The organism is Streptomyces sp. STR69, from assembly GCF_024519455.1.
Lineage (GTDB): Bacteria > Actinomycetota > Actinomycetes > Streptomycetales > Streptomycetaceae > Streptomyces.
This window is the reverse complement of sequence record NZ_JALJRY010000038.1, coordinates 44167-66099: the sequence shown is the minus strand read 5'-3', so window position 1 is coordinate 66099 and position 21933 is coordinate 44167. Positions and strand designations below refer to the sequence as shown.

Annotated in this window: 20 protein-coding genes; 10 read left to right on the top strand and 10 right to left on the bottom strand. The window is 70.3% G+C overall.

Features of this window, described 5'->3' with window-relative positions:
- Nucleotides 1-33 precede the first annotated feature (33 nt).
- From OC490_RS43485 to OC490_RS43475, 3 genes are all read right to left on the bottom strand, one after another.
- Nucleotides 34-372, bottom strand: coding sequence for a DUF3817 domain-containing protein (locus OC490_RS43485; protein WP_262063583.1), 339 nt, complete (start codon nt 370-372; stop codon nt 34-36).
- Nucleotides 373-438: 66 nt separating this feature from the next.
- Nucleotides 439-948, bottom strand: a complete 510-nt coding sequence (locus OC490_RS43480; protein WP_262063582.1) for a MarR family winged helix-turn-helix transcriptional regulator — start codon at nt 946-948, stop codon at nt 439-441.
- Between the two features lie 33 nt (nt 949-981).
- Entirely contained in the window at nt 982-2226 is a 1245-nt protein-coding gene (locus OC490_RS43475) for an MFS transporter (RefSeq protein ID WP_262063581.1), read from the bottom strand.
- A 113-nt stretch (nt 2227-2339) separates the two neighbouring features.
- Between OC490_RS43475 and OC490_RS43470 the strand changes: the two genes are divergently transcribed.
- Nucleotides 2340-3323, top strand: coding sequence for an ArsR/SmtB family transcription factor (locus OC490_RS43470; RefSeq protein WP_262063580.1), 984 nt, complete (start codon nt 2340-2342; stop codon nt 3321-3323).
- A 342-nt stretch (nt 3324-3665) separates the two neighbouring features.
- Nucleotides 3666-4658, top strand: a complete 993-nt coding sequence (locus tag OC490_RS43465; RefSeq protein ID WP_262063579.1) for a glycoside hydrolase family 6 protein — start codon at nt 3666-3668, stop codon at nt 4656-4658.
- Between the two features lie 29 nt (nt 4659-4687).
- Here the strand turns inward: OC490_RS43465 and OC490_RS43460 are convergent, their stop codons facing one another.
- From OC490_RS43460 to OC490_RS43445, 4 genes are all read right to left on the bottom strand, one after another.
- Nucleotides 4688-6643, bottom strand: coding sequence for a kelch motif-containing protein (locus tag OC490_RS43460; RefSeq protein WP_262063578.1), 1956 nt, complete (start codon nt 6641-6643; stop codon nt 4688-4690).
- A gap of 3 nt (nt 6644-6646) precedes the next feature.
- Nucleotides 6647-8431: a cellulose synthase catalytic subunit gene (locus tag OC490_RS43455; protein WP_262063577.1), complete on the bottom strand. Its 1785-nt coding sequence runs from the start codon at nt 8429-8431 to the stop codon at nt 6647-6649.
- A gap of 195 nt (nt 8432-8626) precedes the next feature.
- Nucleotides 8627-8920 (bottom strand): MTH1187 family thiamine-binding protein, encoded by a 294-nt coding sequence (locus OC490_RS43450; RefSeq protein ID WP_262063576.1) that lies wholly within the window; start codon nt 8918-8920, stop codon nt 8627-8629.
- Nucleotides 8917-9267 carry a DUF3817 domain-containing protein gene (locus OC490_RS43445; RefSeq protein ID WP_262063575.1) on the bottom strand — a complete coding sequence of 117 codons (351 nt, stop codon included), beginning with the start codon at nt 9265-9267 and terminating at the stop codon, nt 8917-8919. The genes OC490_RS43450 and OC490_RS43445 overlap by 4 nt, the downstream gene beginning before the upstream one ends.
- 123 nt (nt 9268-9390) lie before the next feature.
- Here OC490_RS43445 and OC490_RS43440 point away from each other — a divergent pair, with 123 nt between their 5' ends.
- The 5 genes from OC490_RS43440 (at nt 9391) to OC490_RS43420 (ending at nt 12439) form a co-directional block, all read left to right on the top strand.
- A complete protein-coding gene (locus OC490_RS43440) occupies nt 9391-9714 on the top strand; it encodes a DUF6191 domain-containing protein (protein ID WP_262063574.1) in 324 nt (107 codons plus the stop codon).
- A gap of 77 nt (nt 9715-9791) precedes the next feature.
- Entirely contained in the window at nt 9792-10424 is a 633-nt protein-coding gene (locus OC490_RS43435; RefSeq protein WP_262063612.1) for an AIM24 family protein, read from the top strand.
- A gap of 1 nt (nt 10425) precedes the next feature.
- Nucleotides 10426-11076: an AIM24 family protein gene (locus tag OC490_RS43430; protein WP_262063573.1), complete on the top strand. Its 651-nt coding sequence runs from the start codon at nt 10426-10428 to the stop codon at nt 11074-11076.
- On the top strand, nt 11073-11870 hold the full coding sequence (locus OC490_RS43425; protein WP_262063572.1) for an AIM24 family protein: 798 nt from the start codon (nt 11073-11075) through the stop codon (nt 11868-11870). Before OC490_RS43430 ends, OC490_RS43425 begins: the two co-directional genes overlap by 4 nt.
- Before the next feature lie 92 nt (nt 11871-11962).
- Nucleotides 11963-12439: a MarR family winged helix-turn-helix transcriptional regulator gene (locus tag OC490_RS43420; protein WP_019073149.1), complete on the top strand. Its 477-nt coding sequence runs from the start codon at nt 11963-11965 to the stop codon at nt 12437-12439.
- Between the two features lie 103 nt (nt 12440-12542).
- On the opposite strand, the gene OC490_RS43415 is transcribed toward OC490_RS43420, so the two are convergent.
- The 3 genes from OC490_RS43415 to OC490_RS43405 form a co-directional block, all read right to left on the bottom strand.
- The gene (locus OC490_RS43415) at nt 12543-13781 is read right to left on the bottom strand and encodes an MFS transporter (RefSeq protein ID WP_262063571.1); all 1239 of its coding nucleotides are present in this window, start codon (nt 13779-13781) and stop codon (nt 12543-12545) included.
- A 123-nt stretch (nt 13782-13904) separates the two neighbouring features.
- Nucleotides 13905-14861 carry a methylmalonyl Co-A mutase-associated GTPase MeaB gene (gene meaB, locus OC490_RS43410; RefSeq protein ID WP_262063570.1) on the bottom strand — a complete coding sequence of 319 codons (957 nt, stop codon included), beginning with the start codon at nt 14859-14861 and terminating at the stop codon, nt 13905-13907.
- Between the two features lie 40 nt (nt 14862-14901).
- Complete coding sequence (locus OC490_RS43405) at nt 14902-16104, bottom strand: acetyl-CoA C-acetyltransferase (protein ID WP_262063569.1); 1203 nt, start codon at nt 16102-16104, stop codon at nt 14902-14904.
- 149 nt (nt 16105-16253) lie between these two features.
- Between OC490_RS43405 and mce the strand changes: the two genes are divergently transcribed.
- The 3 genes from mce (at nt 16254) to OC490_RS43390 (ending at nt 21881) form a co-directional block, all read left to right on the top strand.
- Nucleotides 16254-16694, top strand: coding sequence for a methylmalonyl-CoA epimerase (mce, locus tag OC490_RS43400; protein WP_019073152.1), 441 nt, complete (start codon nt 16254-16256; stop codon nt 16692-16694).
- Between the two features lie 209 nt (nt 16695-16903).
- Nucleotides 16904-20752, top strand: a complete 3849-nt coding sequence (scy, locus tag OC490_RS43395) for a polarized growth protein Scy (RefSeq protein ID WP_262063568.1) — start codon at nt 16904-16906, stop codon at nt 20750-20752.
- A 193-nt stretch (nt 20753-20945) separates the two neighbouring features.
- Nucleotides 20946-21881 (top strand): cellulose-binding protein, encoded by a 936-nt coding sequence (locus tag OC490_RS43390; protein ID WP_019060749.1) that lies wholly within the window; start codon nt 20946-20948, stop codon nt 21879-21881.
- Nucleotides 21882-21933 lie beyond the last annotated feature (52 nt).

The following is a 21933-nucleotide window of genomic DNA, read 5'->3' as shown; positions in this document are numbered from 1 at the left end:
AACCGGGGCATCCGAGTGACGCCCCGGTAGTGATCAGGCCTTGGCGGGGACCGGAGTCGGCTCGACGATCTTCGACTCCAGCTCGTGGCTGATCTTCCGCTCCACGAAGAACGCGGCCGTCGGGATGGTCCCTGCGAGCAGCACCCAGAGCTGCTTGCCGACCGGCCACTTCGCCTTGGAGCCCAGGTCGAACGCGAAGAGCAGGTAGACGACGTACAGCCAGCCGTGCGCGATGGCGACGACCTCGGTGAAGCTCCCGGCACCGTCGATCTTGAGGAGGTACTTGGCGATCATGCTGAGGCACAGCAGGACCAGCAGGACACCCGTGACGTACGCCATGACGCGGTAGCGGGTCAGCACGCTCTTTTTCATGAGGACGAGCGTAACGACCGGTTCCGGGCGATCTTTCCCCGGGTCAGTCACCGTCCCTCGCCCGCGTCAGTCCTCGTCGAAGTCCGCCGCCGCGACCCTGAGCGGGCGCAGCATCGCGAAGATCTCCCCGCACTCCTCCGCGTCGTAGGCGCTCAGCCCGAAGTCCATCTCCATCAGGTCGCGGGTCGCCGCGTCGCAGACCTCGCGGCCCTTGTCGGTGATGGAGGCGAGGGTGCCGCGGCCGTCGTTGGGGTTGGGGCGCTTGGCGACCAGGCCGGACCTGGCCAGCCGGTCCACGGTGTTCGTCACGGACGTGGGGTGCACCATGAGCCGCTCGCCGATCTTGGACATCGGCAGCTCACCCGCCTTGGAGAAGGTGAGCAGCACCAGTGCCTCGTACCGCGCGAAGGTCAGTCCGTACGGCTTCACGACCGCGTCGACCTCGGCGAGCAGGATCTGCTGTGCCCGCATGATCGAGGTGATGGCGGCCATCGAGGGCACGTTTCCCCAGCGCTGTTTCCAGTGTTCGTCGGCGCGGGCGATGGGGTCGAAAGGGAGACTGAGGGGCTTCGGCACGGCACCAGACCTTACCGGCCGGTCACATCGTGGTCAGCCCCGTCTCGCCTTTCGGTCCGCCGGTGGCCCCCCGGCGGTCCTGCGGGCTTCCACGGCGAGCAGGGCGCAGCACACCGTGCCGAGCGCCCCGGCCCCCACGACCGCCCCGCGCACCCCGGCGAACTCGGCGGCAGCACCGGCCAGGGCCATGCCGACGCCCTGGATGGTCATCAGCCCGGCGGTGAGCAGCGTCATGGCCCGGCCGCGCAGTTCCTCGGGCACGTCCCGGACGAACCACTGGTCGATGCCGAGCGTGTACGCGGACCCGGCGCCCGCGACCATCAGCAGCGCGAGGGAGAGGGCGAGGCCCGGCCGGAAGGCGTAGCCGAGGTAGGGCAGCAACGTGCAGCAGACCAGGGGGAGGGCGATCCGCTCCCGGGTGGCGGGGCGCAGCCGGGAGCCGGCGTACAGCTCGCCGGCGATCGTGCCGACGGGCAGGGCGCACATCAGCAGCCCGAGCCCGGTCGAACCGGCGCCGAGTTCGGCCGCGTAGGGGGCGGCGAGGGCCTCGGGGGCGACGGAGAACATCGCCGGGAGCCAGAACAGCAGGAGCAGCGCCCGTACCCGGCGGTCGGCGAGCACCTGCCGGGCGCCCTTGAGGGAGTCGGCCAGCAGGGCGCCCCCTCCGCTCGCCCGGGCGGGGCGGCGCCGGGTGCCGAGGCGCAGCAGCGCGGCGGAGGCGAGGAAGGTGCCCACGGTGATCAGCAGGGCGTGGCGCGGGGAGAGCAGAGTGAGCAGCAGGCCGCCGAGTCCGTAGCCGACGAGCAGCGCGCTCTGCGAGACGATCCGCAGCAGCGAGCGGCCGAGCACGAAGAGATCGCCGTCGCCGAGGATGTCGGCGAGTGTCGCCATCCGGGTGCCCGCGAACACCGGTGAGACGACGGCGAGGGCGCAGCGGAGCAGCAGCAGTACGGCGATGCCGGTGCCCGGCGCCACCATCGCCGCGACGCAGCCCGCGCACAGCAGGTCGCAGACCACCAGCACGCGCCGGGCCGGGTAGCGGTCGGCGATCCCGGCGAGGAGCGTCCCGCCGATGAGATACGGCAGGAAGCCCACCGCGAAGGCGAGCGCGCTCATCAGGGGCGAGCCGGTGAGGTCGTAGACGAGGACGGAGAGCGCGATCTCGGTGACGACCACGCCGAGCAGGGACAGCGCGTGCGCGGCGAAGACGAAGCGGAACTCGGGGACGGCGAGGACGCGGCGGTAGACGGTGGGCGGGGCGGGAGGGGCTTGAAGCATGGGCAGCAGCGTGCTCGGCGGCGCCGGGCCGTCCTAGAGTTTCGGGTACGGCCGAATCTTCCGAGCCGAGTCTTCTGGTCCTTCTGGTCCTTCTGGTCCTTCTGGGGGTGGGCATGCCGTCGCGGCTGTATTTCGGGGAGGACGACTTCCTCCGGTGCCGGTTCGCGGTGTCGCCGCTCTGGGAGACGCAGGAGGTCGTGCGCACGCTGAAGCGGCCGGAGCGGCACGGGTATCACGCGCCCTGGCTGCGGCGGACCGGTGCGGCGGCGGCCGGTCTCGATCTCGGGCCGCTGTGGCTGCTGATGCCGCGGGCCGGGCACTGTCCCGACTGGCTGTGCCCGCCGCCGAACGGGCCCTCGGCCACCTTCGAGCAGGAGATCGCCGCCGTCCGCGCGGCCGATCCGGACGAGGCCCGGGAGGACACGGCGAGGTCGCTGGCGGACACCCCGGGCGCGCTGGAGTCGGCGCGCGGTCGGGCCTGGCTGCGTGAACCCGCCCGCATGATCGAGGAGTTGGCGGACGCGATGGAGGCCGTCTGGCACACCCTGGTGGCGCCGGACTGGCCGCGGCTGCGCGCCCTGCTGGAGGCGGACATCGCCTTCCACTCGCGCCGGCTCGCCGAGGTGGGGCTCGGCGTGCTGCTCCCGGAGATCAACGGGCGCTGTGCCTGGGACGCGGGGACGCTGACCGTTGCCTTCCGGGGCGAGCACGAGCGTCATCTCGGCGGTCAGGGCCTGGTGCTGCTGCCGAGCGTCTTCCTCTGGCCGGACGTGGTGAGCACCTTCGAGCACCCCTGGCAGCCGACCCTGGCCTACCCGGCCCGGGGCATCGGCGCCTTGTGGGCCGAGCCCGCCGACCACACACCGGACGCGCTGCTACGGCTGCTGGGGCGCGGCCGGGCCACCGTGCTGGCCGCGCTGGACGAGCCCGCCTCCACGACGGCCCTCGCCCACCGTCTCCGCCTGGCGCCCTCGTCGGTGTCCGCGCATCTGACGGTGCTGCGCGACGCGGGCCTGCTCACGGCTCGGCGCTACGGCCATCAGGTGCTCTACGAACGGACCCCGCTGGGAATCGCGCTGGCCTCGGGCGGCGGCTGACCGGCGCGCCAGGGACCGACACCCCACGCCGACACCCGATACCGCGCACCACCGGCAATCCGCGCCCATCTCAGGCACCGGCCGCCCGACGCACCAACACCCGGCCCGGCGCACGAAGGAACACCACCAGGAACCCGCCCCGGCCTCACGCGGCGGCCGACCGCCGCACCAGAGCCCGGCACCGTGCGGCAACACCCGACACCACGCGCCAACCAACACCACCGGCAATCCGTGCCGGCCTCAGGCACCGGCCGACCGGCGCGCCAGGGCCCGGCAGAGTGATGGATCGTCCACAATCACTGACGAATCGTCACTTAATGTCCCCTCGCGCAAGGGAGCGGCATGTCCCGGCTGATCCGCACGTTCGCGGTGCTCTCGGTGTTCGGGCTCGCGGTGGGCTGTTCGTCCGCCGCCGACGTCGACGAGGCCTCCGTCGCCGGTGCCCGGTCCAAGGACCCGGCACACGCCACGTCCTTCTGGGTCGACCCGGCGAGCCCGGCGGCCGAGCAGATCCAGATGTGGGAACGGGAGGGCCGCAAGCACGACGCCACCCTGCTGAAGCGGATCGCCGAGGAGCCGACCGCGCTGTGGCCGGCCGGCGAGCTCGACCCCGGCCCGGTGATCAGGGCGGCGACGGCGTCCGCGGGCCAGGAGGGTCGTACGCCGATCTTCGTGGCGTACGACATTCCGCACCGGGACTGCGGTCAGCACTCGGCGGGCGGGGCGGCGGACGCGGACGCCTACCGGGCCTGGATCGGCAAGTTCGCGGAGGCGCTGGGGAGTTCGAAGGCACTGGTCGTGCTGGAGCCGGACGCGGTCGCGCACATGGTGGACGGGTGCACGCCCGGCGAGTACCAGGGCGAGCGGGAGCAGTTGCTGAGCGAGGCGGTGGTCCGGCTGAAGCAGCAGCCCGGTACGGCGGTGTATCTCGACGCGGGCAACCCGGCCTGGATCCAGGACCCTTGGAAGCTGGTGGAGCCGCTGAAGCGGGCGGGTGTCGAGGAGGCCGACGGGTTCTCGCTGAACGTCTCCAACTTCCAGACGGACGCGGTGACGAAGAAGTACGGCGTCCAGCTGTCGAAGGACCTCGGCGGCAAGCACTTCGTCGTCGACAGCAGCCGCAACGGCAACGGGCCGCTGCCCGGCGCCTGGTGCAACCCGCCGGGCCGGGGCCTGGGCACCCGGCCGACCACCGACACCGGCGAACCCGCCCTGGACGCCTATCTGTGGATCAAGCGGCCCGGCGCCTCGGACGGCACCTGCGCGGGCGGCCCGGACGCCGGGCAGTGGTGGCCGGAGTACGCCTTGGAGCTGGCGCGCAACTCCAAGGCGTAGACCGGCAGTTCAGTTCGTCCGGGTCAACTTCAGTTCACCTGGATCCACTTGGCTTCCGACGGCGTGCCGTCCGCGTCCGTCACGAACAGCATGTACCAGCCGGGCGGCACCAGTGCCCGGTCGTTCGGTACGTCCACCGTCACCGACTTTCCGTCCTTGACGAGGCCGAGTTCGATGGAGCGCTGCTCGACGTCCGTCGTGTGCGTGACCGAACTCGGCCGCATCAGACGGGCCTTGACGACCCGGTCGGGGTGGTCGGTGCGGAAGGTCGCCCGGTGGTGGCGGTCGAGGGTCTCCGGACCGTCCTGCAGTACGGGCCTGTTGCCGCCGTTCTTGTGCAGCGCGGGCGGGGTGAAGATCTCCATGCGCTGCTCGAAGTGGCCGAGTTTGGTGTTGGCCTGGTCGTCGAAGAGCGGGTCGGAGCCGAAGGTGACGACCCTGCCGTCGGGCAACAGCAGCGCCTCGGAGTGGTAGTTGCGGCCGACCATGGGGGCGGCGGCCTCGCGGAAGGCGTTGCCCTTCGGGTCGTAGAACTGTGCCTTGAAGATGTTGCTTGCGCTGCGGCCCCGGTAGTCCGAGGAGCCGTTGGTGGTGAAGACCGAGTCGTCCGGCATGATCACGCTGTTCAAGTACCGGGTGCCCTGGGGGAGGTTGGGGCCGTCCTTGAAGACGGGGCTGTCCTGCTTGAGGTCGACGACCGCGGTGCGCGGGGTCGACTTCTTGGACTCGCCGACGCCTCCGCCGCCGAGGATCATCACCTTCTGGTCCTGTGCGGGCGGGAGGAGCAGGGAGGACGAGGTCTCGGTCTCGTCGGGGTCGCGCAGTCCGGCCACCGTGGTGAACTTGTTGGTCTTCAGGTCCCAGAGGCCCGGCTCGCGGCCCTTGTTGGCGGGTCCGTAACCGGCGTTGGAGGCCGGGTAGAAGAGCTTGCCGCCCTTGGTGAGGAAGAGGGCCGGGTAGGTGGGGAAGTAGCGCTTGGGGCCCGGGGTCCACTTCTTGGTCTTCGGGTCGTAGATCTCGTTGTCGCCCTGGTCGATCACGCCGACGTCGTCGAGGCCGGAGACGGCGAGGACGCGGCCGTCGTCGAGGCCGACGAGGGTCGGGTACCAGCGGGCCTTGTCCATCGGGTCGACGGCGATGTACCGCTCGGCCTTCGGGTCGAACTCGTAGGCGGCGCGGATGCCTTGGTAGTCCTGCTTGTCCAGGGTGATCTTCTCGGAGAGGCCGTACGTGTTGTTCGCGTCGATGCCCTTGAGGCCGACGACGTCGTACTGGGCCTGCTTCTCGGTGACCGACATCGGCCCCGCCTCGGTGGCCTCGACGAAGACCCGGACCTCGCTCGCGGTGACCTTGGTCTGCCAGGGCTGCATCACACCGCGGGCGTTGTACGTCACCTTGAACTCGCGCTTGGCCTTGGGGACGGTGACGTCGAACCTGGTGACGTAGTCGACGCCGGCCGGTGAGCGGAAGACGGTGCCCTTCTTGAGGAACATCGGCTTGTTGGGGTTCTCGTTCTTCACCCGCATACCGCCGCCGGCCCGCTTGACCTCGCCGTCGAGGAGTTCGTAGCGGGCGGTGCCGCCGGCCACCAGCAGGTTGCCGCTGGGGAGTTGACTGTGGCCGCCGCAGAAGAAGTCCACCGGGGTGGGGATCTTCTTGAAGGTGTTGGCCTTCGGGTCCCACAGGACGGTGTCGAAGGACCCCGCGTTGAACTTCTTCTGTTCGTTGCCCGAACCGGCCACGATCAGGACCTTGCCGGTGTGCAGCAGTGAGGCGTGGATGGCGTTGGTGCGGTACTCCTTCGGGATGTCGATCTGGTCCCAGGAGCCGTACTCGGCCATGTAGTCGGGCCGCGTGATCTTGTACTCGTGGTACTGCTCGCCGGCGAATTCGAGGGCGGCCGGGGCGTTGAGACCGGCCAGGACGGCGATGCCGCCGATGCCGAGGACGGTCTTCCTGGTTTTCTGGGACGGCTGGTACGCCATGGTCTAGTTGCCCCCTGTCGTGGTGCCGGAGACGGACGGGCCGGCCCCGGTGGTGGCGAGAGCGGGTTCGACGGTGTCGAGGGTGCGCGTGGCGCCGAGCAGCGCGTGCCGTTCCCGGCGCTCCTTGACCAGCGAGCCGACCCAAACACCGAGCGGCGCAAGGGAGATGACCATCGCGAGAACGGCCCAGGTGCGCATGGCCGCGTGGGTGTGGTCGAGGACGACGGAGGCGGCCAGCGAGGTCGCCAGGAGGATCGCCCAGAAGAGGTGGATGCGGAAGGTCATCACCCGGTCCGGGCTGGCGTCGCCGCCCTTGGGGGTGACGACGAACCGGCTGGGCCTGCGGACGAGCGCCTCGCCCAGGGACTTGAGATAGATCGGCGCGGACAGCGCGGACATCGCCATGCCCGCGAGACCGCCCGACCCCTCCGGCTCGTGCGGGGAGACGTTGTGCCGCCGGTTCCAGAGATAGAGCCCGATCTGCAGGGCCGCGGCGTCGCTGTAGAGCATCAGCCACACGGACGCGGCGACCTGGGTGCCGGAGGCGCCGAACCACAGGAACAGGAAGCAACTCATGATGCCCAGCAGCCAGTTGACGGCCGTCATCGGGTAGTAGACGAGCATCATCGTGTAGGAGAACAGCCGCCCGGGAGGCATCGTGAACGGCGCCTTCCAGTACTGCTTGATCAGCGTCTCGTACGTGCCGCGCGACCACCGCATCTGCTGCGTGAAGAAGTCGGTCCAGGAGGCCGGCCCCTCCCCCACGGCGAGCACGTCCGGGGTGTAGACGGACCGCCAGTGCGTGCGGGTCAACGGGTTGCGGTGCCGGTGGAGTTCGAAGCCGGTGGCCATGTCCTCGGTGATGGAGTCGTACAGCCCGCCGATCTGCTTGACGGCGGCCATCCGTACGACGTTGTTGGTGCCGACGAACATGGGGGCGCGGTATCGGTTGCCGGCGCGCTGGATCAACGCGTGGAAGAGGAACTGCTGCGACTCGGCGGCCTTGGTGACGGGGTTGTGGTAGTTCCCGTACACCTGCGGTCCCACGACGAAGGCCACGTCCGGGTCTCGGAAGTAACCCATCATCCGCTCAAGGAAGTTGGGGAGCGGCACGTGGTCGGTGTCGACGGAGGCGAAGAACTCGTAGTCGCCGCCGTGCATCGCGATCCAGGCGTTGTAATTCCCGTGCTTGGTACGGGCCTTGTGGACGCCCTTGGGGCGGTTCCACTCCGGGACTCCGTGCCGGGTGAAGTGCCGTACGCCCAACTCGGCGCACAGGGCCTTGGCCTGCTCGTCGTCCCCTTCGTCGAGGAGCCACACATCCACGGGCCCGGTGTGCGTGACCCCGACCGCGCCTTCGAGGGTGGCGCGGACCATGGAGAGGGGCTCCTTGCCCGGGACGTACGTCGTGAGGAAGGCGACGCGGGTGCCGGGGGCGGGGACGACGGGGACCGGGTCGCGGGCGACCAGGGTGGCGTGGGCGACGGAGGCGACGTTGACGACCATGAACAGCTCGATGAGGCCGATGGCTATCAGCATCGTGATGTCGAGCCCGACCATCCACTCCTGACCGCCCTCGCGCTCCACCCAGTGGGTGGGCCAGACGAGATAGACGAGCAGGGCGGCGGTCAGCACCGGGGCGAGGCTCATCAGGAGGATGGCGCGTATTCGGTGGGGCTCGCGCGAGAGGAGCGAGTTGTACTGCACCTGGTACGACGCACCGGACGGCTCCGTGAGCGGTCCGGCCAGTCGGCTGTAGGTGTCGTAGTCGTAGCCCTCCGGCCGCACAGCGCCCTCCAATGATTGAGGAGTGATCGACGCCCGGGGACCGCCGGAACCGTTGGGTTCCGAAGATCGACCGGGCCGATAACCTCACACAAGTGGAGAATTGAGGGCGTGTCGAACTGGGTGCGTCCAGGTGGGTGGGGGGTTGACCCCGGCGGCGGAACGGGCCGGTTGATCACCGCCTCCGCCGGACAGGTCCTATCGCTCCAGGTGCCGTTCGACCGTCTCCACCTTGGAGGTGAGGCCGTCCGTCACTCCGGGGCGGATGTCCGCCTTGAGGACCACGGAGACGCGCGGGGCGCGGGCCTCCACGGCGGCGACCGCACGCTTGACGACGTCCATGACCTCGTCCCACTCGCCCTCGATGGACGTGAACATCGCGTCGGTGCGGTTGGGCAGGCCCGACTCGCGAACCACGCGGACGGCGTCGGCGACGTACTCGCCGACGTCCTCGCCGACACCCAGCGGTGTCACGGAAAAGGCGACGATCATGCCTTCACGGCCCCTTCCTGCTCCTGGCGGGCGCGGGAGGCGATGACCGCATCCTCGGACTCGCGCCTGAGCTTGCGCTCGGCGAAGAAGCCGCCGGTGGGCAGCACGGAGAGGACGAAGTAGAGGGCCGCCGACTTCGCGCCCCACTTCGTACGGTTCCAGGCGTCGGCCCAGAAGAGGACGTACAGGATGAAGAGGACACCGTGGACCATGCCCATCACGGGCACCGCGTTGAAGTCCGTGGTCCGCTTCAGCACCGAGCAGACGAGCAACAGGAGGAAGGACACGGCCTCGGGGGCCGACACCAGGCGGAGGCGGCGGATTGCGGTGGCGGTCTTGATGTCCACAGGTCACCTTCGGTGAGGGAGACGTCCACAGCTTGTGAACGCGAGCACAAACGTTCACCCATTGTGGCAAACGGCTGAGGGAGCCGAGACTGGGGGTCCGCAGCCGAGCCCCCGGGAGTGCCCGTGCCGTTCGTCTTCTTCATGACGCTGCCCGGGCTGGTGGTCCTGCTGACCGCGCTCGCGTTCCTCGACCAGCTGCTGCTGAAGATGGGCCGCGCCGGCATGCTCCCCTGGCGCAACGCCGGTCGGCAGGGCCAGATCTCCGCGACCGGCTTCGAGCAGCTGCACGCGAGCCTGTCGCCGGGCAAGCAGACCGAGTTGAAGGAACGGCGGAGCGCGCTGGTGATGCGCGACGACGAGGAGGACGGGGACCCGCCGTGGTCCACCGTCGACCTGCGCGCGGGCACGGCCGTCATCCGTCTCGGCGCGCCCCGCGACACGCCCTAGGGGGCAGGTCAGGGTCGTTGTCCACCCACGGGCCCTGTCCGCGGGCGCGCCCTTGCGGTTACCTTCGCACGGTGGCGATGTTTCGACTCCAGGGCAGCAAGGTGCTCGCCGTCGACATGACCGGGGACGCCGTGAAGGCGAAGAACGGCTCGATGGTCGCGTACGACGGGCAGATGGCCTTCAAGAAGATGAGCGGTGGCGGCGAGGGCATCCGGGGGATGGTCACCCGGCGGCTCACCGGCGAGCAGATGACGGTGATGGAGGTGAGGGGGCAGGGCACCTGCTGGTTCGCGGACCGGGCGTCCGAGATCAACCTGGTGAACCTCCAGGGCGACAAGCTGTACGTCGAGTCGAGCAACCTGCTCGCGACCGACGCGGGGCTGAGAACGGGCACGACGTTCACGGGACTGCGCGGCGCCTCGCAGGGCAACGGGCTGTTCACGACGACCGTCGAGGGCCACGGCCAGGCGGCGATCATGTCGGACGGCCCGGCGGTGGTGCTGCGGGTGAGCCGGCAGTACCCGCTGACCGTCGACCCCGGCGCGTACATCGCGCACCAGGGGAACCTGCAGCAGTCCTTCCAGTCCGGTGTGACCTTCCGCACGCTCTTCGGGGAGGGCGGCGGCGAGGCCTTCCAGATCCGCTTCGAGGGCGACGGACTCGTCTACGTCCAGCCCAGCGAGCGGAACACGATCGCGGGGGACGTGTGACATGACGTTCACGGAGATCAACTCGAAGATGATCCAGGCCACCGTCATGCCGGGTCAGCGGCTGTACAGCCAGCGCGGCGCGATGCTCGCCTACAAGGGCGACGTCTCCTTCACCCCGAACATCCAGGGCGGCCAGGGCGGCGTGATGTCGATGCTCGGCCGCCGCGTCGCCAACGAGGCGACCCCCCTCATGACCGTCGAGGGCAGCGGCACCGTGATGTTCGGTCACGGCGGCCACCACATCCAGATCATCGAGCTCACCGGAGACACCCTCTACGTGGAGGCCGACCGTCTCCTCGCCTTCGAGGGCACCCTCCGGCAGGGCACGATGTTCATGGGCTCGCAGGGCGGCGTCATGGGCATGGTCCGCGGCCAGGTCACCGGCCAGGGCCTGTTCACGACCACGCTCCAGGGGCGGGGCGCGGTCGCCGTGATGGCCCACGGCGGTGTCTTCGAGGTGCCGATCACCCCCGGCAGACCCGTCCATGTCGACCCGCAGGCCTACGTCGCCCACCACGGCGACGTCCGCAACAAGCTGTCCACGGCGCTCGGTTGGCGCGACATGGTGGGCCGTGGCTCCGGCGAGGCGTTCCAGCTGGAGCTGAGCGGCAGTGGCGCGGTGTACGTCCAGGCGTCGGAGGAGAAGCTGTGAGCCAGTACGCGGGGTCCGGCCCCACCATCTTCGACCCGATGACCCTGCCGGTCGACGACAACGTCAACAAGTACACCTTCTGCGTGGAGCTCAAGGGGAGCCAGTGGTTCCTGCAGAAGGGGAAGATGATCGCCTACTACGGCTCGATGGAGTTCAACGGCATCGGGCACGGGCGACTCGACCGACTTGTCCGTACGTCCTTCCATTCGCCTCTGCACGCGAGCGACTGGGTCGTGGCGGACGGCTCGGGCAAGATGCTGCTCGCCGACCGGGCCTTCGACGTCAACGCGTACGACCTCGAAGACGCCAACATGACCATTCGCTCGGGCAACCTGCTCGCTTTTCAGCCAAGTCTTGCTCTGAAGCAGTCGATTGTCCCCGGCTTTCTGACACTCATCGGAACCGGCAAGATCGTGGCCGCCTCCAGCGGCCCGGTGGTGTTCATGGAACCCCCGATCCGGGTCGACCCGCAGGCACTCGTCGGCTGGGCCGACTGCCCCTCACCCTGCCACCACTACGACCACGCCTACATGACCGGCCTGATGGGCGGTCTACGTGCGATGACGGGCATCGGCGGGGCCTCCGGGGAGGAGCACCAGTTCGAGTTCGTGGGGGCGGGCACGGTACTGCTCCAGTCCTCGGAGAATCTGATGCCCGAGCAGGCCACAGGGGTTGTGCCGCACGAGCCGGGGGTACCGGGCGGGGGCGGGGCTCGCACAGGCCCCGCACAGCAAGCGGGCGCACCGCGCCTTCCCGGACAGCTGGGGGATCTCCAGCGTCGCTTCGGGCTGTGAGCGGTAGTCTGCGGAGTGTGACGTCGAACGTGTGCGCGCCGTCACGCCACCCTCACTAGTTCGCCTTTCAACATTTTAGGTAGACTTCATTCATGGAGACCGAGACGGCCACGCGCTGGCTGACCGATGAGGAGCAGTGCGCCTGGCGCACCCACCTGGAGGTCAACAGGCTGCTGACGTACCAACTCGAAAAGGACCTGCAGCCGTTCGGCCTGACGATGAACGACTACGAGATCCTGGTGAACCTCTCCGAGGCGGAGGACAAACGGCTGCGGATGAGCGACCTCGCCGCCGCCACGCTCCAGTCCAAGAGCCGCCTCTCGCACCAGATCACCCGCATGGAGAACGCGGACCTGGTACGCCGGGAGAACTGCGAGTCGGACCGCCGGGGACTGTACGCGGTGCTCACCGAACACGGCCTGGAGACGATGCAGAAGGTCGCGCCCCATCATGTGGCGTCGGTACGGCGGCACTTCATCGACCTCGTGACTCCCGAGGGCCTGTCGGAACTCGACAAAACGCTTAAGCCGATCGCGGAGCATCTGCGCGGGCAACGGGGGCGTCCCTAGGCTGAGCGGGACGTCTGGGGGCTGCCGCCCCCAGACCCCCGCTTCGGCCTTGAAGGGGCCTCGTCCTCGAACGCCGGACGGGCTGAGTAATACCGGCCTGTTTTCAGGGGCGCGGGGAACTGCGCGACCAGCCACGGCGGACCGGCACACGAACCACCGAGCTCGCCCCCGCCACCACCGCCACCACCCCGGCGATCACAAAACAGACCCCCACCGGCAACCGCCCGATGAGCAGCCCCGTCACCGCCGATCCCCCCGAACTCCCCGCGTTCACCGCCATGTTGACCCACGCCCCCGCCTGCGTCCGCGCCTCCGGCGCAGCCACCTCGTCGGCCAGCAGATACGCGGTGGTCAACGCCGGTGCGACGAAGAAGCCCGCACATCCCACCGCCACGGTGAGTGACCACAGCCCGGGCGCAAACCCCGCCACCGCCAGCGCCAGCCCAAGGCCCAGCGCCGACAACGCCAGCCGTACCCGCGCGGCCTTACGCCAGTCGACCGCGCCGTTCAGCAGGCCCCCCACCGCGCTGCCCGCCGAGACCGCGGCCAGCACCCAGGGCACGACGGCGTCGCCGTAGCCCCGTTGCTCCACGAACGCCATCACCAACAGGTAGACGGCACTCAGCGCGAGCCCCATGCCGGCGGCCACGACGACCGGCGCGAGGAGCCCGCGAACCCTGGCGAGCCTCAGCCCCGACCGACCCCCGGCGGGAACCCGTACACCGGCCAGCGCCGGTGAGGTGACGAAGGCGAACGTCCCCGCGCCGATCAGCGCCGCGCTGAGCAGGACTCCGGCGGCCGGCGGGGCGAAACCCATCAGCGCCCCGATCATCAACGGGCCGACGATGTACAGGAGTTCCTCGGCGACGCCGTCGAGGCTGTACGCGCGCTGCAACAGCCCACGGTCATCGACGAGTTCGGCCCACACGGAGCGCATGGTGGGTCCAAGTGGGGGCGCGCACATGCCTGTCAGCGCGGCCACCGTGCCGAGCACCACCTCCGGTGTCCCGGGGCGCCAGGTCACGGCCGCGAGGACGCACAGGAGGCCGCCGTAGAGCAGGGCCATGGGGAGCAGGGCGCGGCGTGGGCCGTGGCGGTCGACCAGGGCCGCGCGCAGGGGCAGCAGGAGGACGGTCGCGGTGCCGAAGACGGCCATGATCGTGCCGGCGGCGGCGTACGAGCCCGTGGAGCGGACGACCGCGAGCAGCACGGCCGGGGAGACGGTGCCGTACGAGAGCCGTCCGGCGAGGGCGGCGGTGAACGTGCGGCGCGCGTACGGGACTTGGAGCACGGCGGCGTACGAAGGGCACGCCGAAGTCGGCGTGGAAGAAGGCGCGGACATGCGCGAGGTTCCTCAACTGGAGGCATGGGAAAGGGACGCCGGTGTGTTCGGCGTGCCCTATGCCATGAGGAGGAACGACATGTGGGTCAACGTAGCAGCGCCGCAAGGACGTTGACCATCGACTTAGCCCTCCGTGATGCCCGCGATCAGTTCGTCCGCCGCGCGGTACGCGTCCAACTCCCCTGCCACCACCCGCTCCGCGAGCGCGCCGACACGGCGGTCTCCGTGCAGGTCGCCGATGCGGGCGCGCAGGGCCGTGACCGCGATCGTCTCGATCTCGCGGGCCGCCCGGGCCGCCCGGCGTTCCGCGAGGACGCCGTGTTCCTCCATCCATGCCCGGTGCTTCTCCAGGGCTTCCACCACCTCGTCGATGCCCTCGGAGCGGGAGGCGACCGTCTTGACGATCGGGGGGCGCCAGTCGCCGGGGCCGCGGGACTCGCCGAGGCCGAGCATGTGGTTGAGCTCGCGGGCGGTCGCGTCGGCGCCGTCCCGGTCTGCCTTGTTGACGACGTAGATGTCGCCGATCTCCAGGATTCCGGCCTTCGCCGCCTGGATGCCGTCGCCCATGCCGGGTGCAAGGAGTACGACGGAGGTGTCGGCCTGGGAGGCGATCTCGACCTCCGACTGGCCGACCCCGACCGTCTCCACCAGGATCACGTCGCAGCCCGCCGCGTCGAGGACGCGAATGGCCTGCGGGGCGGACCAGGCGAGGCCGCCGAGGTGGCCGCGGGTGGCCATCGAGCGGATGTAGACGCCGGGGTCGGAGGAGTGGTCCGACATGCGGACCCGGTCGCCGAGCAGGGCACCGCCCGAGAACGGCGAGGACGGGTCGACGGCCAGGACGCCGACCCGTCTGCCCTGCTTGCGGTACGCGGTGACGAGCGCGGACGTCGAGGTCGACTTGCCGACGCCCGGTGACCCCGTGAGGCCGACGACGTACGCCCCGCCGGTCAGCGGTGCGAGGGCCGCCATGACCTCCCTGAGCTGGGGGGACGCCCCCTCCACCAGGGAGATCAGCCGGGCCACGGCCCGCGGCCGGCCTTCCCTGGCCTGGGCCACCAGCGAGGCGACGTCCTGCATCACAGCTCCGTTCCCTTGCCGACGTGCGAGAAAGTACTGCTCAGGCCTTGGGTACCCGCACGATCAGTGCGTCACCCTGACCGCCGCCGCCGCACAGTGCCGCCGCGCCGACCCCGCCGCCGCGCCGCTTGAGCTCCAGGGCCAGGTGCAGGACCAGGCGGGCGCCGGACATGCCGATGGGGTGGCCCAGGGCGATGGCTCCGCCGTTGACGTTCACCTTTTCCGTGGACACCCCGAGGTCCTTCATTGACTGGACCGCGACGGCGGCGAAGGCCTCGTTGATCTCGATCAGGTCGAGGCTCTCGACCTCCAGGCCCTCCTTCTTCAGGGCGTGCAGGATCGCGTTGGACGGCTGCGACTGGAGCGAGTTGTCGGGTCCCGCCACATTGCCGTGGGCGCCGATCTCGGCGATCCACTGCAGGCCCAGCTCCTGCGCCTTGGTCTTGCTCATCACGACCACGGCCGCCGCACCGTCCGAGATCTGCGAGGAGGTGCCGGCGGTGATCGTGCCGTCCCGGGTGAACGCGGGGCGCAGCTTGCCGAGCGATTCGACCGTGGTCTCGGCGCGAATGCCCTCGTCCTTGCTGAAGACGACCGGCTCACCCTTGCGCTGCGGGATCTCGATCGGGGTGATCTCCGCTTCGAAGATGCCGTTCTGCTGCGCTGCCGCGGCCCGCTGGTGGGACAGGGCCGCGACCTCGTCCTGCTCGGGGCGCTTGATGCCGAGGCGCGTGTTGTGCTTCTCCGTGGACTCGCCCATGGCGATGTTCTCGAAGGCGTCGGTCAGGCCGTCGTGGGCCATCGCGTCGAGCATCTCGATCGCGCCGTACTTGTATCCCTCGCGGGACTTGGGGAGCAGGTGGGGGGCGTTGGTCATGGACTCCTGGCCGCCCGCGACGATCACGTCGAACTCACCTGCACGGATGAGCTGGTCGGCGAGTGCGATGGCGTCGAGGCCCGAGAGGCAGACCTTGTTGATGGTGAGCGCGGGGACGCTCATGGGGATGCCCGCCTTGACGGCGGCCTGGCGTGCCGGGATCTGCCCTGCCCCGGCCTGGAGCACCTGGCCCATGATCACGTACTGCACCTGGTCGCCACCGATACCCGCACGGTCGAGGGCGGCCTTGATCGCGAAGCCGCCGAGGTCGGCTCCGGAGAAGGACTTCAGGGAGCCCAGCAACCGTCCCATGGGCGTCCGGGCGCCCGAGACGATCACCGAGGTCGTGCTGTTCGTTCCAGACATGAGGTGCGATCCCCTTCCAGCGTGTTTCAGCTGAGGAGTGAACGAGGGTTTACTTGAAATGTACTGAGCGGTAGACCACCCCGTCATCGGGCCGTCGGTGTGATCGCGCGCACGTTGCGTAACCACCCGGTGAGCGCTGCACTACATACATGCTGACGCGAATCGACCACATCGGGATCGCCTGCTTCGACCTCGACACGACCGTCGAGTTCTACCGGGCCACGTACGGCTTCGAGGTGTTCCACTCCGAGGTCAACGAGGAGCAGGGTGTACGCGAGGCCATGTTGAAGATCAACAACACGGACGACGGCGGCGCCTCCTACCTCCAGCTCCTCGAACCGACCCGCGAGGACTCCGCCGTAGGAAAGTGGCTGGCGAAGAACGGGGAGGGGGTCCACCACATCGCGTTCGGCACGGCCGACGTCGACACGGACTCCGAGGACATCCGCGGGAAGGGTGTGCGCGTTCTGTACGAGGAGCCGCGACGCGGCTCCATGGGGTCACGGATCACGTTCCTGCACCCAAAGGATTGCCACGGCGTACTGACAGAACTGGTCACTTCGGCGCCTGTTGAGTCACCTGAGCACTGACCCTCGTACATATGGGCCGGTAGGGTTGGGGTCGGTCGTCGCTCGCAACCAGGGCAACGGCATGCCGGGGTCCGGTTTCGGGGGGCGAGCGTCGGGGCAGCAGCCCGGGCTCCCCCATTGATCTGACACCATTCCCCGGGAGCACCGTCCGTTGGATGGACGGCGCTCGTTGGAGTAAACCGCGACCAGGGGACGGATGGGACCGCGCAGTGCGGGGCTACGAACGCCAGGAGCGAGAGCCGGCGGCTGACGTCGACCACCTCTCTCGGTTCGAGGCCGAGATGGAGCGGCTGAAGACCGAGCGGGAAAAGGCGATCCAGCATGCCGAGGACCTCGGCTACCAGGTCGAGGTGTTGCGCGCCAAGCTCCACGAGGCGCGCCGCACCCTCATGTCCCGGCCGGCATACGACGGCGGTGACATCGGCTACCAGGCCGAGCAGATGCTCCGTAATGCCCAGGTCCAGGCCGACCAGCTGCGGCAGGACGCCGAGCGGGAGCTGAGCCAGGCCCGCGCGCAGACCCAGCGCATCCTCCAGGAGCACGCGGAGAACGCCGCCCGCCTCCAGGCGGAGCTGCACCAGGAGGCGGTGACCCGGCGCCAGCAGCTCGACCAGGAGCTGGGCGAACGCCGGCAGACCGTCGAGTCGCACGTCAACGAGAACGTGGCGTGGGCCGAGCAGCTGCGCGCCCGCTCCGAAGCGCAGGCCCGCCGTCTCGTCGAGGAGTCCCGCGCCGAGGCCGAGCAGGCCCTGGCCGCCGCCCGCGCCGAGGCCGAGCGCGTCGCCGCCGAGGCCCGGCAGCGGCTGGAGATGGACGCCGAGGCGGCCCGCTCGGAGGCCGAGGCACTTCTGCGGCGCGCCCGCACGGACGCCGAACGGCTGCTGAACGCCGCCTCCAGCCAGGCCCAGGAAGCCACCGACCACGCCGAGCAGCTGCGCAGCTCCACGGTCAACGAGTCGGACTCCGCCCGCCGGCAGGCCACCGAGATGAGCCGGGCCGCCGAGACCCGCATGGCCGAGGCCGAAACCTCACTGCGCGAGGCGCGCCTGGAGGCCGAGAAGGTCCTCACCGAGGCCAAGGAGGCCGCGGCCAAGGCCCTCGCGAGCGCCGAGTCGGCCAACGAGCAGCGCACCCGGACCGCGAAGGAACAGGTCGCCCGGCTCGTCACCGAGGCCACCAAAGAGGCCGAGACCACCAAGGCCGACGCCGATCAGATCGTCGCCGACGCCCAGGCCAAGGCCGACAAGATCGTCGCGGAGGCCGAGGAGAACGCCCGCAGCCTCACCGCCGAGGAGACCGCCTCCCAGCTCGCCAAGGCCGCCCGGACCGCCGAGGACGTCCTCGACAAGGCGTCCGAGGACGCCAAGAACACCACGAAGGCCGCCACCGAGGAGGCCGAGCGGATCCGCTCCGAGGCGGAGGCCGAGGCCGACCGGCTGCGCGCCCAGGCGCACGACATCGCCGAACAGCTCAAGGGCACGGCGAAGGACGACACCAAGGAGTACCGGGCCAAGACGGTCGAGCTGCAGGAGGAGGCGCGCCGGCTGCGCGGCGAGGCCGAGCAGCTGCGCGCCGACGCGGTCGGCGAGGGCGAGCGCATCCGCGCCGAGGCCCGCCGCGAGGCCGTCCAGCAGATCGAGGAGGCGGCCAAGACCGCCGAGGAACTGCTCTCCAAGGCCCGCGTCGACGCCGACGAGCTGCGCCAGACCGCCACCACGGACAGCGAGAAGGTCCGCACCGAGGCCATCGAGCGCGCCACCACCCTGCGCCGGCAGGCCGAGGAGACCCTCGACCGCACCCGCAAGGAGGCCGAACGGCACCGCGCGGAGGTCATCGAGCAGTCCGAGGGCATCAAGGCGGACGCCGAACAGGCCGCGCGCGATCTGCGCGACGAGACCGAGCGGGCCATAGAGGCGCGCCGCGAGGAGGCCGCCGAGGGCCTGACGCGGCTGCACACGGAGACCGAGGAGCGGCTCGCCGCGGCCGAACAGGCCCTGACCGACGCCCGCGAGGAGGCCGAGCGGATCCGCCGCGAGGCCGCCGAGGAGACGGAACGTCTGCGCGGCGAGGCCGCCGACCGCATCCGCTCCCTGCAGGCGCAGGCCGAGGCGGAGGCCGACCGGCTGCGCAACGAGGCGGCCGGCGACGCGTCCGCCTCCCGCGCCGAGGGCGAGGCCATCGCCGTACGCCTGCGGTCGGAGGCCGCGGCCGAGGCCGAGCGGCTCAAGACCGAGGCGCAGGACACCGCCGACCGGGTCCGCGCGGAGGCCCAGGCCGCCGCCGAGCGGCTGGCGATCGAGGCGTCGGAGACCCTGGGCGCCGCCCAGGAGGAGGCCGTACGACGTCGTCGTGAAGCCGAGGAGCTGCTCGGGTCGGCCCGTGAGGAGGCCGGGCAGGAGCGCGAGCGGGCCCGGGAGCAGAGCGAGGAGCTGCTGGCCTCGGCGCGCAACCGCGTCGAGGAGGCGCAGTCCGAGGCGCTGCGGCTGGTCGAGGAGGCCGACCGGCGCGCCACCGAGATGGTGTCGGGCGCCGAGCAGCACGCGCAGCAGGTGCGGGAGTCCGTCGCCGGGCTGCACGAGCAGGCCCAGGAGGACATCCAGGGGATCAGGTCGGCCGCCGAGCACGTGGCGGACCGCACCCGGCGCGAGGCGCAGGAGGAGGCGGACCGGGTCCGCGCCGACGCCTACAGCGAGCGGGAGCGGGCCACCGAGGACGCCAACCGCATCCGGCGCGTGGCCGGCGAGGAGACGGACGCCGCCAAGGCCCTTGCGGAGCGCACCGTTTCGGAGGCGATCGCGGAGGCCGAGCGGATGCGTTCGGAGGCCGCCGAGCACCTCCAGCGGGGGCGCACGGAGGCGGCGGACGCGATCGCGCAGGCCGACCAGGACGCGGCGCGGGCCCGGGCGGACGCCCGCGAGGACGCCAACCGGATCCGTTCGGACGCGGCGACGCAGGCCGACACCCTCATCACCGAGGTGACGGCGGAGGCGGAGCGGCTCCAGACGGAGACCGCGAACGAGGCGGAGCGGGTGCGCTCGGAGGCCGTGGCCAAGGCCGAGAAGCTGATCTCGGACGCGACCGGGGACGCGGAGCGGCTGCGTGCCGAGGCCGCCGAGACGGTCGGTGCCGCGCAGTTGCACGCCGAGCGGACCCGGGCCGAGGCCGCGCGGCTGCGGGCGGACTCGGAGGCGGCGGCCGAGCGGGTCACCAGCGCGGCGCGCGAGGAGTCCGAGCGGACGTTGGACGAGGCCCGCAAGGAGGCCAACAAACGCCGGTCGGACGTCGCCGAGCAGGTCGACACGCTCATCACGGAGACCGCCGCGGAGGCGGACAAACTCCTCAGCGAGGCGCAGCAGCAGGCACAGAAGACGACGGCGGACGCCGAGGCGCAGGCCGACTCCATGGTGGGCGCGGCCCGCAGCGAGGCGGAGCGGCTGGTGTCCGAGGGCACCGTCGAGGGCAACTCCCGGGTGGAGCAGGCCCGTGCGGACGCGGACGAGCTGCTGGTCGGCGCGCGTCGGGACGCCACCGCCATAAGGGAGCGGTCGGAGGAGCTGCGCGACCGCATCACGAGCGAGATCGAGAGCCTGCACGAGCGGGCCCGCCGTGAGTCCGCGGAGACGATGAGGTCGGCCGGCGACCGCTGCGACGCGCTCATCAAGGCGGCCGAGGAGCAGCTCGGCAAGGCTCAGATGAAGGCCAAGGAGCTGGTCTCGGAGGCCAACTCCGAGGCGGGCAAGGTCCGTATCGCCGCGGTGAAGAAGGCGGAGGGTCTCCTCAAGGAGGCCGAGCAGAAGAAGTCCACGCTGATCCGTGAGGCCGAGGACCTGAAGGCGGAGGCGATCCGCGAGGCCCGGCGCACGGTGGAGGAGGGCAAGCGCGAACTCGACGTGCTGGTCCGCCGCCGCGAGGACATCAATGCCGAAATCTCCCGTGTCCAGGACGTCCTGGAAGCGTTGGAGTCTTTTGAGGCCCCGGCCGCGGCCAAGGACGGCGCGGTCAAGGCCGGCGCCGCCGCGGGCGCAACTCGTTCGGGTGGCAAGTCGGTTGAAGGCTAGCGAAGCTTAAGAACCTGCTGTGAGGTTCGGGCGTTCTGGGGCCTTTGACCCGGTCTTTGGCAAGCGGTCGGACGGTTAGCCACTCAAAAGGGGTGTCATTCTCCAGATCAAACACGCATCCGCTCGATGACACACCGCTTCGGCCCCTAGGATTCCACCTATCACCTCACCGGTCTCATTCGACAGGAACCCCATGAGCGACACTTCCCCCTACGGCTTCGAGCTTGTGCGGCGTGGGTACGACCGCGCTCAGGTGGACGAACGCATCTCGAAGCTCGTCTCCGACCGTGACAGCGCTCTGGCTCGTATCACTGCTCTTGAAAAGCGCATCGAGGAGCTCCACCTCGAAACGCAGAACGCCGCGGCCCAGGTAAGCGACGCCGAGCCGTCGTACGCCGGGCTCGGCGCGCGGGTCGAGAAGATCCTCCGCCTCGCCGAGGAAGAGGCCAAGGATCTGCGCGAGGAGGCCCGGCGCGCGGCCGAGCAGCACCGCGAACTCGCGGAGTCCGCTGCTCAGCAGGTCCGTAACGACGCAGAATCGTTCGCTGCGGAGCGCAAGGCCAAGGCGGAGGACGAGGGCGTCCGGATCGTCGAGAAGGCCAAGAGCGACTCCGCGCAGCTGCGTGGCGAGGCCCAGAAGGACGCCCAGCAGAAGCGCGAGGAGGCCGACGCCCTCTTCGAGGAGACCCGCGCCAAGGCCGCGCAGGCCGCCGCCGACTTCGAGACGAACCTCGCCAAGCGCCGCGAGCAGTCCGAGCGCGACCTGGCGTCGCGTCAGCAGAAGGCGGAGAAGCGTCTCGCGGAGATCGAGCACCGCGCGGAGCAGCTCCGTCTTGAGGCCGAGAAGCTGCGCACGGACGCGGAGCGCCGCGCCCGTCAGACGGTGGAGACGGCTCAGCGCCAGGCCGAGGACATCGTGGCCGACGCGAACGCCAAGGCCGACCGCATCCGTTCGGAGTCCGAGCGCGAGCTGGCCGCCCTCACCAACCGTCGCGACAGCATCAACGCACAGCTGACGAACGTGCGCGAGATGCTCGCCACGCTCACCGGCGCCGCGGTGGCCGCCGCGAGCTCGCCGGTCGAGGACGAGCCCATCTCCCGTGGGGTTCCGGCTCAGCAGTCCCGGTAGTCATGCGGTAGTTCGTACGGCTGAGGCCCGCGTTCCCTCCGGGGGATGCGGG

Excerpts from the sequence above, each read along its gene's own strand:
- OC490_RS43485 (WP_262063583.1), bottom strand. The coding sequence starts at position 372 with ATGAAAAAGAGCGTGCTGACCCGCTACCGCGTCATGGCGTACGTCACG.
- OC490_RS43475 (WP_262063581.1), bottom strand. The coding sequence starts at position 2,226 with ATGCTTCAAGCCCCTCCCGCCCCGCCCACCGTCTACCGCCGCGTCCTC.
- OC490_RS43470 (WP_262063580.1), top strand. The coding sequence starts at position 2,340 with ATGCCGTCGCGGCTGTATTTCGGGGAGGACGACTTCCTCCGGTGCCGG.
- OC490_RS43465 (WP_262063579.1), top strand. The coding sequence starts at position 3,666 with ATGTCCCGGCTGATCCGCACGTTCGCGGTGCTCTCGGTGTTCGGGCTC.
- OC490_RS43460 (WP_262063578.1), bottom strand. The coding sequence starts at position 6,643 with ATGGCGTACCAGCCGTCCCAGAAAACCAGGAAGACCGTCCTCGGCATC.
- OC490_RS43450 (WP_262063576.1), bottom strand. The coding sequence starts at position 8,920 with ATGATCGTCGCCTTTTCCGTGACACCGCTGGGTGTCGGCGAGGACGTC.
- OC490_RS43435 (WP_262063612.1), top strand. The coding sequence starts at position 9,792 with ATGTTTCGACTCCAGGGCAGCAAGGTGCTCGCCGTCGACATGACCGGG.
- OC490_RS43430 (WP_262063573.1), top strand. The coding sequence starts at position 10,426 with ATGACGTTCACGGAGATCAACTCGAAGATGATCCAGGCCACCGTCATG.
- OC490_RS43420 (WP_019073149.1), top strand. The coding sequence starts at position 11,963 with ATGGAGACCGAGACGGCCACGCGCTGGCTGACCGATGAGGAGCAGTGC.
- OC490_RS43415 (WP_262063571.1), bottom strand. The coding sequence starts at position 13,781 with ATGTCCGCGCCTTCTTCCACGCCGACTTCGGCGTGCCCTTCGTACGCC.
- meaB (WP_262063570.1), bottom strand. The coding sequence starts at position 14,861 with ATGCAGGACGTCGCCTCGCTGGTGGCCCAGGCCAGGGAAGGCCGGCCG.
- OC490_RS43405 (WP_262063569.1), bottom strand. The coding sequence starts at position 16,104 with ATGTCTGGAACGAACAGCACGACCTCGGTGATCGTCTCGGGCGCCCGG.
- mce (WP_019073152.1), top strand. The coding sequence starts at position 16,254 with ATGCTGACGCGAATCGACCACATCGGGATCGCCTGCTTCGACCTCGAC.
- OC490_RS43390 (WP_019060749.1), top strand. The coding sequence starts at position 20,946 with ATGAGCGACACTTCCCCCTACGGCTTCGAGCTTGTGCGGCGTGGGTAC.